The 13,304-nt window shown below is 48.8% G+C and carries 13 protein-coding genes and 1 pseudogene; 5 read left to right on the top strand and 9 right to left on the bottom strand.

The annotated features are described in order from the left end of the window. Nucleotides 1-4 precede the first annotated feature (4 nt). The 5 genes from B7988_RS06680 to B7988_RS06660 form a co-directional block, all read right to left on the bottom strand. Entirely contained in the window at nt 5-1,453 is a 1,449-nt protein-coding gene (locus B7988_RS06680; protein WP_170930558.1) for a glycosyltransferase, read from the bottom strand. Continuing rightward, nucleotides 1,440-1,886 (bottom strand): ATP-binding protein, encoded by a 447-nt coding sequence (locus B7988_RS15280; RefSeq protein ID WP_249268884.1) that lies wholly within the window; start codon nt 1,884-1,886, stop codon nt 1,440-1,442. Before B7988_RS15280 ends, B7988_RS06680 begins: the two co-directional genes overlap by 14 nt. Further along, entirely contained in the window at nt 1,834-2,193 is a 360-nt protein-coding gene (locus tag B7988_RS15275) for a DUF4062 domain-containing protein (protein WP_249268883.1), read from the bottom strand. The genes B7988_RS15280 and B7988_RS15275 overlap by 53 nt, the downstream gene beginning before the upstream one ends. 117 nt (nt 2,194-2,310) lie before the next feature. Then, nucleotides 2,311-3,051 (bottom strand): hypothetical protein, encoded by a 741-nt coding sequence (locus B7988_RS06665; protein WP_088657304.1) that lies wholly within the window; start codon nt 3,049-3,051, stop codon nt 2,311-2,313. After that, on the bottom strand, nt 3,051-4,322 hold the full coding sequence (locus tag B7988_RS06660) for an ABC transporter ATP-binding protein (RefSeq protein ID WP_212668295.1): 1,272 nt from the start codon (nt 4,320-4,322) through the stop codon (nt 3,051-3,053). The genes B7988_RS06665 and B7988_RS06660 overlap by 1 nt, the downstream gene beginning before the upstream one ends. A 629-nt stretch (nt 4,323-4,951) precedes the next feature. Here B7988_RS06660 and B7988_RS06650 point away from each other — a divergent pair. Next, nucleotides 4,952-5,239 carry a hypothetical protein gene (locus B7988_RS06650; RefSeq protein ID WP_073113580.1) on the top strand — a complete coding sequence of 96 codons (288 nt, stop codon included), beginning with the start codon at nt 4,952-4,954 and terminating at the stop codon, nt 5,237-5,239. Nucleotides 5,240-5,381: 142 nt separating this feature from the next. Here the strand turns inward: B7988_RS06650 and B7988_RS06645 are convergent, their stop codons facing one another. The 4 genes from B7988_RS06645 to B7988_RS06630 form a co-directional block, all read right to left on the bottom strand. Then, nucleotides 5,382-6,233 (bottom strand): ABC transporter permease, encoded by an 852-nt coding sequence (locus tag B7988_RS06645; RefSeq protein WP_088657302.1) that lies wholly within the window; start codon nt 6,231-6,233, stop codon nt 5,382-5,384. Between the two features lie 8 nt (nt 6,234-6,241). Then, entirely contained in the window at nt 6,242-7,162 is a 921-nt protein-coding gene (locus B7988_RS06640; RefSeq protein ID WP_088657301.1) for a glycosyltransferase family 2 protein, read from the bottom strand. Then, nucleotides 7,163-8,302 (bottom strand): Gfo/Idh/MocA family oxidoreductase, encoded by a 1,140-nt coding sequence (locus tag B7988_RS06635; RefSeq protein WP_088657300.1) that lies wholly within the window; start codon nt 8,300-8,302, stop codon nt 7,163-7,165. 110 nt (nt 8,303-8,412) lie between these two features. Next, nucleotides 8,413-9,654 (bottom strand): ATP-grasp domain-containing protein, encoded by a 1,242-nt coding sequence (locus tag B7988_RS06630; RefSeq protein ID WP_088657299.1) that lies wholly within the window; start codon nt 9,652-9,654, stop codon nt 8,413-8,415. A gap of 52 nt (nt 9,655-9,706) precedes the next feature. On the opposite strand from B7988_RS06630, the gene rffA reads away from it, so the two are divergent. From rffA to B7988_RS15445, 4 genes and pseudogenes are all read left to right on the top strand, one after another. Beyond that, nucleotides 9,707-10,840, top strand: a complete 1,134-nt coding sequence (rffA, locus tag B7988_RS06625) for a dTDP-4-amino-4,6-dideoxygalactose transaminase (protein WP_088657298.1) — start codon at nt 9,707-9,709, stop codon at nt 10,838-10,840. Between the two features lie 502 nt (nt 10,841-11,342). After that, nucleotides 11,343-12,137: a type IV toxin-antitoxin system AbiEi family antitoxin gene (locus tag B7988_RS06615; RefSeq protein ID WP_170930557.1), complete on the top strand. Its 795-nt coding sequence runs from the start codon at nt 11,343-11,345 to the stop codon at nt 12,135-12,137. A gap of 133 nt (nt 12,138-12,270) precedes the next feature. After that, the gene (locus B7988_RS06610) at nt 12,271-12,669 is read left to right on the top strand and encodes a nucleotidyl transferase AbiEii/AbiGii toxin family protein (protein ID WP_249268882.1); all 399 of its coding nucleotides are present in this window, start codon (nt 12,271-12,273) and stop codon (nt 12,667-12,669) included. An 8-nt stretch (nt 12,670-12,677) separates the two neighbouring features. After that, nucleotides 12,678-12,779, top strand: a pseudogene (locus tag B7988_RS15445) (cell filamentation protein Fic); the annotation flags it as partial. Between the last annotated feature and the right edge of the window lie 525 nt (nt 12,780-13,304).

Below are 13,304 nucleotides of genomic sequence, written 5' to 3'. Positions count from 1 at the left end.
AATGTCATGTTTTCAGAACTCTAGTATAAATAGAGTAAATTTTTTTGGTATACCCTTCGACAGAAAAGATCTCTTGTGCTGTTTCTTGTGCTTTTTTTGCGATAGAATGGTATGTTTCTGCTGAAAATGTAGCTGTTTTTTCCATGAAATGGAGTAACTCATTGGGCGTGTTGTATAAAAAACCTCCAGTTTGCGATAGAATTTCTTGAGTTCCGCCCGAGTTCTTTCCAATGACAATGCAACCATCGAAGCATGCTTCTGCGGTCATTCTTCCGAATCCTTCAAAATGTGATCCTACCAGCAGAGCGGTCGCTTTTTGCATATAATCAGATACGTTTGAAACAAACCCTTTAAAGATTATTGCGTCTGAGCAGTTGTGCTCGTTTGCTAATCTCTTTAAGGTCTCGATGTAGTTGTGGTTGCCATCCCCCAAGATAACAAGTTTATATTCTGGATGGTTCTTATGAAATTTTGAAAATGCTATGATTATGTCAGGGTGCCCTTTTTCTGGACTTATTCGGCTGGCACAAAGAAAATATTTTGCTTTTGGAAAAACATAGTGAATGTCGTCTTTTCCCCTGACACCGTTGTATATGACAAACGCGTTTGAATTTGTCTTTAACTTGTTGTATTCGAACAATTTTTTTGTTATTGAGATGACAAAGTCCTGATTCAGTAATTTGTGGAAATATTGTTTTGACGGAAAAATTTTTAAATCAAAATCTAAATCGCCATATTCGCGAATGTGCCATATATGGGGAATGCCATTTTTTTTTGCAGCATAGTGTCCTGTTGTTAATGGTCCTACGTTTGTGTGAATAATGTCTGGTTTAATATCTTTTATTACTTTATTGAGTCGTCGTATATTTTGAAATTCGCGGAATAACATGAAACAAGTAAGTAAGAATCTCTTTGCCCAATGTCCACACTTTTTTGAAGGATAACAATGGAAAATTAATGGAATGGTAAAAAAGGGAATGTTTTGGGACTTGAGAAAATTTACAAAATTAATGTTGTTGTTGGGGATTATAACGAATGGAGTGTCGCCTTTCTGTTTTACGAAGTCAACTAAGGTCAAAAAAGAAAGAATAGACCCGCTTATGTTGGTTTCGGAAATAAGGTATAAAATTTTCATTAGCTTCCCTCGTTTTCCAGAATTTGTATTTTGAGACCCAGCATTTGCAAAACTTGCATCACTTTGCCCAAGTGTAGGGATTGCTTGCCGTTTTCTAGCTCTGAGAAAAAGCGAAGCCCGACGCCGCAAAACGAGGCGCATTCGGCCTGCGTCAGCTTGAGGCTTTTGCGGCGTCCTTTTACGGTTTTGGATAAATCTGCGGGATTTTGAACATTCATACCATAAATATAATATTCCCGAACGGGAAAAATACAGGGCGGATTGGAGAAAATGACGAAAATATTCCCGAACGGGAATGGATTGGTTAGGAATTCTCAACCACTTCCCAGTGACCACTATAGCCGCGGCCCACAAATCTGATTTTATCGCGCATCTTGTTCATTTTGCGAGCAATAGTTTTCGAAGAAACTTGGACTTTTTGGGCGATTTCTTCACGAGACACTTTGGGGTTGGCTCTTATTGCGGCAATTATAGCATCTTCAAGGACATCTTGGGGGACAGGTCGCCAAATAATCACCTTGAAGTCGCCATCTTGCTCAAATAGGGGCTTTTTCAGGCCATGCTGTAGGCAAAGTTTTACGATTTCGCCGGTGCCTGTTCCAGCCTTTTCTATGAACCCCGAACGCAGCAGGGGTTCTGCAATCAATGGGTTGTTGGGGTGCGATTTGTGAGGTTTGTAAAGCTGTTGCGTGGTCAATTCATACGGCAACTGTCCTGGATTCCAAATCTCGAGACGGTTTTTGAACAGCATCACTTGTACGCTGGCGTTGCTTGTGTAGTTTGTGGGCGAGGTTGTATTCCTGTTCCGTTGGGGAAAGCCCAGCCTTGTTTTGGAAGCCGTATTTGTCACCAAAAATGCCAAGGTAGATACCGCTCTTTTCAACTTCTTTCAGATACACTGTTGAAGTCGAACGCCCTGTTGCAGGGTAATCTTCAAAAATGAACGGCACAAAGAATTTCGATAGTATGGGATCATCCATTAAATAGTCGAAAAGCCACTTGCGCTCTTCCGCAAACTCTTTCTGGACGCTGCTGATGAAAATTCTTTTCTTTGGCATAGCTATTCCTCACCGGAAATATACATTCTATGTGGCGGTTTAGGCAATAGGGGCGGGTTTACTTCGATTTGTGAGCGTCGGCATTCATTTTCTTGGCGATGTTGTCTTGATGCTTAATTATAAACTTGCCAAGAACTTCAAATCTTCCGAGCAAATCACTACGTAATCAGACAATCCATAATATTTATTAATGGCGTACTTAATGCCCCTGCTTTTCAGTTCTTTTTCCACTTCTGCAACGGTTTCCTGTTCGCCAATGCGGTTGCAATCGTCAATGATGATGCAGAACGTCTCAGCAAGATTGCCTTTTGCGAGTTGAGTTATTTGCGAACGAGAATAATGCTCGGAGCCAAAGGGGCCATCGACAAGGATGAAGTCAAATTTTTGGTTCTCAAATGCGGTCTTAACGCCTTGATAGGTTCTTGTTTTATAGCCGTTATAGTCGACCATTTCTAGCGGCAAAACCTTTACGTTTATCGGGTAAGCGTTGCGGGTGTCCTTGCGTGTAAATTCAATCCATTCGGTATCGTGTTCTACGGTGATTGCTGGTACATTGTGAAATGCCGCATATTGATGGACCATTCGGGATGTCTGCCCAAGTCCGAATTCTAGGAGATTCGTAAACTTGTGATGCTCAAAAATGCGGAACAATGTGAGCAAAAAGGTGTATTCGACGGCCCATCTTCCGGGGTAGAAACTTTTATATTTCAGCCATTCTGAATTTTGTACGGCGTTGGAAAAGGTTATTGCCGCAAGGGATTCCTGCGCCATTCTGTTTTGTAGGTTTTGACTTTCCAAAATTGCGCGAATTCCGCTTTTGTCGAGAAAAAAATCTCTAATTTTGTCTCTTAATCCCATTATACAACCTCAAAATTTAAGACAGTGCTTCCTTGTGAATCGGGAATGTTTACACCTGTTTTGAAAAAATCGTCAAAAACAACTTCAAAATGTCCGACATTCCGCAACCAGTCGGATACTCCAAAATTTGTAGCACAATGCAGGTTGACGTCATAGCTACCTTGGTTGAGCATCATTTGCGGAATCTTTATAACGAGTTCTTTTTTGTTGTAATCTAGAGCCTTTTGGAAAATCTTAGAACTGAGCCAAGCGACTCTATGGCTGTTTTCGTTGTTTATTCCGATATCTATATAAGATTCGGTGACGCCGTCGAGGGACTTGTTGATGTCAAATGCGATTTTGACGAAGACTTCTTGGCCGACTCGGAATGTGCTTGTGACATTTCCTGAAGAATCCGAATATTGTAATTTTTTGATTTTTAGAAGTCCATTGCCATATCGTTGGCTGCTTTGATTGAAGTCTGTTTGACCGATATTTTGGTTTTGTGTCAAATATTCATCAACAATTTCGTTAACATTCCCGGTATTGCGAATCATCCCGTTTTCAAGCAACACGCCGGTCTTACACAAATTCTTCACTGCGCCCATGTTATGGCTCACGAACAGCACGGTTCGGCCTTCGCCGCGGCTTACGTCCTGCATCTTGCCGATGGCCTTCTTCTGGAATTCGGCGTCGCCCACGGCCAGCACTTCGTCCACCACCAATATTTCGGGTTCCAGGTGTGCCGCTATGGCGAACCCGAGGCGCACCGTCATGCCACTGCTGTAGCGTTTCACGGGGGTGTCCAGGTAGCGTTCGCATCCGCTAAAGTCCACGATTTCGTCGAGCTTGCGGGTAATCTCGGCGCGGCTCATGCCCATGATGGCGCCGTTCATGTAGATGTTCTCGCGGCCGGTCATCTCTGGGTGGAATCCTGTGCCCACTTCGAGGAGGCTCGCGATGCGGCCCCGTGCGCGGATGGTGCCGGTGGTGGGGGCGGTCACGCGGCTCAGCAGCTTGAGGAGCGTGCTCTTGCCGGCGCCGTTACGCCCGATGATTCCCACGACGTCGCCCTGTTCCACCTTGAAGTTGATGTCCTTGAGGGCCCACACGTATTCGCTTGCGCCCTTGTGCGCGCGGTCGTTGACTTCCCCCACCTTGAGGTAGGGGTCCTCGCGGCGCAGCACCTTGGTCTGCCAGAACCTGTTCAGGTCGTGGCTGAGCGTCCCGGTGCTCACTAGCCCCAGGCGGTACTGCTTGCTGATGTTCTCGAACTCGATCGCGGTAGTCATTATGTAAGTAATATAGATTATCAGCGGGTCGCGGGGTGTGATGCAGGCCAAAAATGCGCGAAATTGCGGCATCCGAGGCCCGGTGAAAAAAGTCGGAAACCTATTGACAATGATGCCCTAAAAAATTATATTAGTGCTCAAGTGAGTAGTTTAGCTTGCGAAAACCGTTTGAAGACCCGCAATTTCAAGCCTGTTTGCGGGAAGGAGTGAAAGATGAAGGAAAGCGTGACCGTTGTGTCGGTCAAGAAGCCTAGAATTCCCCTTATAAGACCTGCTCAAGTCGCGGATGTAACATCATTCGCGGGGCAAAAACGATTGAATTATACTTGACGGGAATTTGTAAATTATGTATATTATAAGTATAGAGATGAAAGTGCGGTTTGATTCGGGGAAGGCTCTCGTGGTCAAGCAGAAGCATAGCATCGATATGGAATCAGTAAGGCAAGAAATCCTTGCGGGCCGATTTGTCACTAGGATGGTTAATAACCAAACAGAACATAAGGGTCAAAGAATGTTTCTTGTCCTTGTGGATGGGTATGTTCATTGCGTTCCGTTTATTGAGGAAAACGATGGAACATATTTCCTTAAGACAGCTTTCAAAAGCCGTTTGTATCAAAGGAGGTTTGAAAATGGCGAACTCGAAATTCATAGATGAGCCGATAGATGACGAAGAACGCGCTTTGATGGAAGCTGTGGAAAATGACGAAACAGTTCCGCTTTCGCACGAAGAGGAAGAACGGATTCGGGCTGACATTATGTCTGCTTCGGCGAAGAACATCACTATTCGTATGCAGCTCGATGATCTGAACGGCATCAAGAAAATGGCGAAGGCCGCGGGCATGCCTTACCAGACACTCATCAATTCCATCATCCACCGTTACGTGACGGGTGGTATCGTATTCAAGGTCGCGGTGTAGGCTAATCACCACATGCTGTCAATCAACGATGTCGGCATCCTTACTGGGGTGTCCAATAGCCCTAATGTGGTGCAAAAAGGTGCGGTCTTGTATTTGCCGATATACTTTGCGATGTTTCTTTAAAGTGGTCGAATTTGACAACTTACACCGTATCCATGAAGGTGCGCTGGATCTTGTTGAAAACGATTACGCCGAGTGCAAGGATGAAGACGGCGAAACCGGCTGTGTAGCCGAGGGCGGCCCAGCTGAATTCGCCTACGCCGAGCATGCCGAACTTGAAGGTTTCCATGATGCTGGTGAGCGGGTTTGCCTGCATCAGCATTTTGAGGCGCGGGTCTTCGATGGTGCTGAGCGGGTAAATTACCGGTGTTGCGTACATCCAAAGCTGCACAATGAATGTGAGCAAGAATGTCAGGTCGCGGTACTTGGTGGTGAGGCTGCTGAATAGCACGCCAAAGCCGAGTGCGAGCGCTGCGATGAGCACGATGAGTACGGGCGTGAGCAGCAGGTAAATGTTCGGGTGTACCGGGGCGTTAGTAAATATCAGGTAGTACGCAAACACAATCAGGAATAGTCCCATTTGGATGCTGAGTCGCACGAGGTTGCTGGTAACAGTTGCAAGTGGCACGACAAGTCGCGGAAAGTACACCTTGCCAAACATGTTCGCGTTTTCAATGAACGTTTTGCTGGTCTGGTTCAGGCATTCCGAAAAGTAGGTCCACAGGCAAATGCCCGCGAGGTAAAAGAGCGGTTGCGGGAGCCCGTCGGTGCTGATTTTGGCGATGCCGCCGAACACGACCATGAACATGATGGTGGTCATGATAGGCTGGATAAAGAACCACAGCGGTCCGAGAATGGTCTGCTTGTACCAAGTGACAATGTCGCGCTTTACGAACATACGGTACAAATCGCGGTACTGCCAAAGTTCGCCAAAGTCTACCGAGAGTAGGCTTGCTTTGGGCTTGATGACGGTGGTCCATTCGCTTGTCTGCATATAGCCGCCTAGAAAGTCCGTTCCCGCACCACGTATTGCGGCGACTGGTTGATGCTGATGTAGATGCGACCTACGTATTCGCCGATGAGCCCGAGCAGCAGCATAATCATGCCGCCAACGAACAGGAGCGTGGCGAGCATGCTGGTGTAGCCTACGGGAATTTCGGGATTGAGGAATTTCTGGTAAACAACGTAGAGGCCTGCAAGAAAACCTACGAGGGCGCAGATGACTCCGATAAAGGTCGCGGCGCGGAGTGGCTTGACGGAGAATGCGGTGAAGCCGTTGATCCAAAGCCCGATAAGACCTGCGAGTGTGTAGCCGGAGGTTCCATCGATGCGGTGACGGTGTTGTACTTCTACATTGCCGAGGTTCTTGGTGGCGCGGAAAACGAGGCCGCTAATGTAGGCGAATGGGTGGGGATAGCGCACAATTTCATCAACAATGAACTTGCGCATGATAAAGAAACTCGTGGTGCGGAGCGTCTTGGGCTGCCCAATGATGGCTTCGGCCATTTTCTTATTGACCCAGGTGCCAAAACGGCGGAACAAGTGCTGTCTTGAATGCTTGTAATAGCCGTAAACGACGTCATAGCCTTCTTCTAGTTTGTCTAAAAGTTTGAAACTCTCGCTTGCAGGGGTTTGCCCGTCGTCATCGAGGCTGATGATGTAGTCACCGGTTGCTTGACCGTAGCCTGCCATCAGGGCGCTATGCTGCCCGAAGTTCTTGGCGAGGCAGATTCCCTTGATGTGGTTGTCAGCTGTGGCGAGTTTTTTGATGACTTGCCATACGCCATCGGGGCTGCAGTCGTTCACTAGCACGATTTCGTAGTCAGTGCCGGGGCGCGTTGCCACGGTTTCGCGGATTTCTTGCACCACAGTTTCGATGGTGTTTTCGCTGCGGTAACAGGGGATTACAAAAGAGAGCTTCATTTAAAACCTTTGCTGAACGGATTCCCACTTGTTACTTTGTGCGGACTTCGCGGCGGCCTGCATCATGGCAAGGCCTTCGAGCGAGGTGTGTATGCCGCATACATATTGGCTTGTAAAGCTTCCTGTCGCGAAGTATTGACCGAGGCAGTCGGCGATGTCCTTGTAGTAGTTCGCGAATGCTTCGATGAACCCGGCGGGGTGACCTGCCTTAAAGCGGTTGTAGCGTTGCTGGTTCGCGATTTTCACATCACCGGTGCGGTCGCGCAGGCTCACATTGCCGCGCAGGTCGCAGGTCTTGAGCGTTTCGGGTTCCAGCTGGAACCATTCGGCGCTGCCTTCGCTGCCGTACACGCGAATGCGCAGACCGTTGCGGTTGCCGAGTGCGGTCTTGCTGAACCAGATTTGTGCGCGAACATTGTTGGTGTATTGCACGAGGGCGCCCACATTATCGACAATCTGCGGGAAAAGCCCGAAGGTGGTCTGGTCGGCCACGATGTGTTCGGGGCGTTCGCCGGTCAAGAAGTAAATCATGTTGTGCAGGTGGCTGCCGAGGTCCAGCGAAATTTTCGGGATTACGGTGTCCTTGAGTCGCCAGCTTTGCGGTTTGGGCGGTTCGTTGTTGGCGCCCAGGCGCATAAAGCCTTCTTGTGGCATTTCGACTTGCACCTGCTGGATTTTACCGAGCTTGCCGTCGGCGATGAACTGCTTGAGCTCGCGCACCATGGGGTAGCCGGTGTAGTTGTAGGTGGTGCAGAAGAAGCCTTTGGTGTTGGCGACGACCTTGGCGATGGCTTCGCCTTCGGCAACGCTGGTGGCGAGCGACTTTTCGCAAATTACGGGGAAGCCGGCATTCAGTGCGTCAATCACGATGTCTTTGTGGTAGTCGGTCGGCGCGAGCACTACGACGGCGTCGAGCTTGCCTTTTTCGGCTTTCAAGAGTTCGTGGTAGTCAGCATAGGTGCGTTCGTCTGCGACGCCCCAGGTACGGGCGGTCTTTTGGTTGGTTTCGGCGTGGGTGCTGAATGCGCCCGCTACAAGTTCAAAATGGCCGTCCATCTGGCTTGCTGCCTTGTGGACTTCGCCGATGGCCGAATTGATTCCGCCCCCGATAAACGCAATCTGGTAAGGTTCCTTCTTCATGAAAAGGAATATAGGATAATTTTAAACTTAACGTGCAATTTATGTTAAGAAAAATTTCTTTTTCTTCAAAAAGGGAGATCCCGGCTCTGAGGCCGGGAAGACATTTGGGCTTATTCTGCCACTATTTTCGCGAGTTTGGTCATGCGGGCGGTTTTGTCCTGCATTTCGGCGAGTGTGTCGAATTTAAAGAAGACGATGCCAGCCTTGTACAGGAGTTTGTCGTCGATTTTTTCGCCGGGTTTGTACCACAGGAATTTTTCGACGATGTTGCCCTGGATTTCGGGTGCGAAGGTGACGTCGCGGACAATGCCTTCGCAGATGTCGCCCGACACGGTCCGTTCGCCGGCTTGGCAATCGGCCATAATGCAGTGGCGCAGCCAGAAACCTTGTGTAGGTACATCGGCGATACTGGAGATGTCTTCGCCAGTTTCCGCTTGTACGATGAATTTCGGGTAATCGACGCCTGTCGCGTACTTCACGAACTTGATGTACAAATCGCCGGGAGGGCGGCGGCAGATTTCGATGATGATGGGCGTGCCGTCGGCCCTTTCGATGTACTGGATGTGCAAAATGCCGTCAACCAGGTGCAGTTCCTGCGCGATGCGCTCGCTGTATTCGCGGAGCATGGCGAGAGTCTTGTCGCTGGAGGTGCTCGGCGAATTTGCGCCCGAGACCATGTACTTGTTGATGTAGTACTGTTCGTTATCGGAGAAGGCGAATGCGACCTTGCCCTTTACTAGCATGGCGGAAAACCCGTGGTTTGAACCTTGCTCGAATTCTTCGACCACGATGTGGTCCTGGCGTGTGCGACTGCAGGCGTCTTTGTATGCTTCGCGGGCTTCATCGGCGGTTGCGGCGCGGTGAATTCCCTTGCCGCCGGTCAAGTCGACTGGTTTCACGATAATCGGGAAGGTGAGTTGCGCAATGGCGGTTTCGAAATCGGCGCAGTTTTCGGTGCGATTCGAGGTGCGGACTGTAATTGCGCGCGGTGTCGGGATGCCGAGTCGTGTAGCAAGTGCACGGTATTTGTCCTTGTGGTGGATCTTGAGGCTTGTAGCGTAGCTATCGTGGCCGGGGAGTCCCAACTTTTCGCAAACGTAAACGGTGCTGAGCAAGGCGAAATCATTACAACCTGAGCAAACTGCTTGCACGCCCTCTTTTTTCGCGAGTTCCAGCATGGCATCTTTATCGCTAAAGTCTGCAAAAACGTTCTTGTCGGCGTAAGGGTGGCCCAAACCTTCGCGGGCATTGCCCGTGGTAATCACGTACCAGCCGAGTTCGTGTGCGGCTTGGATTAGAGGAATTTCGGCGTGTCCGCCGCCGAGAAGCAACATTTTCTTATTTAAGCTCATAGTACAAACAATATATCTTTTTTATGCCTGAAAAATATATATTTTCTGCGTTATGAAGATTCCATTCAACAAGCCGCCGTTCGTGGGGCTCGAACTCGATTATGTAAAACAGGCCGTCGAAAGTGGCCGTATTTGTGGTGATGGCACTTACAACTTGATGTGCCACGATTGGCTTGAAAAGCATACCGGTGCGATAAAGGCGCTGATGACCACGAGCTGCACGCATGCGCTTGAAATGTCTGCCCGTCTTTGCGACATTCAGCCTGGCGACGAGGTGATTATGCCGTCGTTCACGTTCGTGAGTACGGCCGATGCGTTTGTGTCGCAGGGGGCCAAGTGCGTGTTTGTGGACATCCGTCCCGACACCATGAACCTGGACGAGAATTTAATCGAGGCAGCCATCACCGAGAAGACCAAGGCGATTGTGCCGGTGCACTATGCGGGCGTGGCTTGCGAGATGGACAAGATCAACGAGATTGCAAAGCGGCACAATCTGTTCGTGGTGGAAGACGCCGCGCAGGGCATGATGGCGACTTACAAGGGCAAAGCGCTCGGGACGCTCGGCGACTTTGGTTGCTACAGCTATCACGAAACCAAGAACTACAGCATGGGCGAGGGCGGTGCCTTGCTCATCAACGACAAGAAGTATTGCGACCGCGCAGAAATTATCCGCGAGAAGGGCACGAATCGCTGCCAGTTCCATCGCGGCGAAGTCGACAAGTACACTTGGGTGGAGCTCGGCTCCAGCTACTTGCCGAGTGAACTCAACGCCGCATACCTTTATGCGGAGCTGGAATGCGCCGACGAAATTAACGACAACCGCATGGCGAGCTGGAATGCTTACCGCGAACGCTTGCAGCCGCTGGCCGACAAGGGCCTGGTCGAGTTGCCGTTCATTCCTGAACATTGCAAGCACAATGCGCATATGTTTTACCTGAAGGTTGAAGACCTACAGACGCGTACGGCGCTCCTCAAGCATCTGGTATATAACGGCATTCTGGCGGTATTCCACTATGTGCCGCTGCATAGCTCGCCTGCGGGCCTGCGCTATGGCCGCTTTAGCGGCGAAGATAAATACACTACCAACGAAAGCAATCGCTTGCTGCGCCTGCCGATGTTCTTTGGCCTGAAAACCGAAGAAATAGACTTTGTCTGCGAAAAAGTGAACGAATTCTTCGGCGTGTAATTCTTGTCGGCAAAATGTCATGGTACATGGCAGCGCAAATGTCATGGCAAATGAGGGGGTAAGTGAGGGGGTGAACAAAGAACGTGCCGAGTTCCTTGAGCAGCACGCCCGTGCCTTTGAACATGTAGGCCAGGCTCACGTCCATCCGCTTGATGATCTGCTGCCACAGCACCGCGTAAATCCCCAGCACGCCCACCGTGCAGGCGAGGTACGCGATGTACCCCGGCGAGAGGAACTCCCGCTGCGACGCAAGCTTCGAGAACACCCCCGACGTGGTGTGTTTTTCCCATTTTAGGTATTGACAAATGCCTCCGGCGAATTTATATTTTATAGTGCTCAAATGAGCAAAAAGCCGTTTTGCCCCGCTTTTTTATGCCTGTAGGCGGGGAAGGAGTGAAAGATGAAGAATAGTCCTATTAATGCTTGCGCTACTCCCCAAAAGAATGTATATTTATTTAAAAAGTTGCTATACTTAACAAAAAATGTTGACTTTTGCAACAAAATGAATATATCGGAATGGATACATAGCAGGGAAATCCGTGGCAAGTCGACGTTTTCGGTTGCCGACGTAAAGGACGCTTTCGCGGAGCGCCCCTCCAAGAACATAAACACGGAACTGTCGCGTCAGGTGTCCCGAGGGCGTGTACAGTCGGTTTATCGTGGTTTCTATGTCATTGTACCGGTCCAGTATCAGTTGAAGGGGGTAATACCTCCTGCTTATTACGTTGATGGTCTTATGGAGTATGTCGGCAAGCCCTATTACTTGGGTTTGTTGTCGGCTGCGTCCATGCATGGTGCCACACACCAGCGGGCTATGAAGACGCAAGTAATGACCGTTGTGCCGCGAATTAAGGAGTCTGGCAAGAATTCCCTGCTAGATTGGAACTACCGGCAAGAAATCCCGGAAGCATTTGTGATGAAGAAGAATGCCGAGATTGGAACGCTTCGCTATTCGGGGCCGGAACTGACTGCGGTAGATCTTGTGCAGTTTGCGTCGCATGTAGGCGGTTATCAGCGTGTTGCCACGGTGTTGGCGGAACTCATGGATTCTGTGGATATGGAAAAGATGGGTGAACTTTTGCGGTTCACAACTGTCGCAACGATTCAGCGATTCGGCTATTTGCTCGAGTATGTGCTTTCTAGGCAAGATCAGGCCGACGCGCTTTTCCAGGTGTTGAAGACGCAGGGCTCCTGGAACAGTATCTTGTTGAGCAATGACCACGACCGGAGAGCGGGCGCTCCGGCAAACCGCTGGCACGTAAACGGCAACATCGACATCGAGGTGGATGACTTATGATAGATCGTGCTTCGATTATGGCTTGGGCAGAACAAGCCCCGTGGAACGATCCTGCGATGGTTGAACAAGACCGATAAAGCCTATTCTTTTTCGGCTTGAAATAAATTGCTTCGAGCATTTCAATGTTCTTGGCTTGCGCAAGAAACCGTTCAATGTGGAAAGTAATTGGTTTAGAGGCGACTGCGAAATTACGACTTATGCGTTTGAAGAATTACTTGGAACAAAACTCCGAGCTCTGTACCAGCGCAAGAAAGGCCGCGATTTGTTTGATTTACAGGTTGCACTCGATAAAGGATCTGTGGATGCGCAAAAAGTTATGGACTGCTACAATCGGTATATGGGTTTTTCTGTAGGAAAGCCGCCTAGCTACAAGCAATTCATGCAGAATATGGAATTGAAAATGCAGGATCCCGAATTTCTGGGCGATACCGAACTGCTGCTACGGCCGGATGCGGACAAGTTTGATCCGGAACGCGCCTTCCAGATGGTCCGGGAAACTTTTATTGATCGGCTTCCCGGTCGAAGACGGTGATATCTATCAAAAAAGTAGTTGTTTCCAAAATGGAAACAACTGCCGCCGATGGCTAAAACTATAATACCAATATTTACAATCTCGATGCCATTATCGCGGTAGGTTACCGAAATCGCCAAGGCGTTTGCCGAGGGCGACTTTGACAAGCTCATGGAAGCCATGGCAGAATATAAAGCGAAGAGCGTGTGGCCGCCAAACAAAACAGGATAAAATGCAACATACACCTTAAGTGGCATTGTTCAAAAGTGCTTTCGCCGCTTATTCATCCGAAACGTGTATTTCGCAATATTTAAAAAAAATAAAAAATGCGAAATAGGCCTAAACTTGTCGGTGTTATCAACAGAGGCGGCGGGCTAGAAAAAATCGAGAAAAAAGACTTGACAGAGGCAACTATAAAGAAATTCTTTATAGTTCATTTTTTCTTTAAGTATTGACAATGTCCGGTCGGCGGTGACAACCCAGTCGGTTGAACTGTAAACCGGATCAGTTGTACCGGGAAAATGGTGTAAACCAAAACAGTGAAACTGTCAACCCGGTCAGTAAAATCACCTAAAAAGTGTCAACCTTTTTCAGTGATGGTCAGAAAACCGAGATGCTATTTTATATTTTTGTCATTTACGTCAAAAATATTACGC

Source organism: Fibrobacter sp. UWB1 (assembly GCF_002210325.1).
In the GTDB taxonomy this organism is placed as follows: Bacteria; Fibrobacterota; Fibrobacteria; order Fibrobacterales; family Fibrobacteraceae; genus Fibrobacter.
This window is presented reverse-complemented; position numbering and strand designations above follow the sequence as displayed.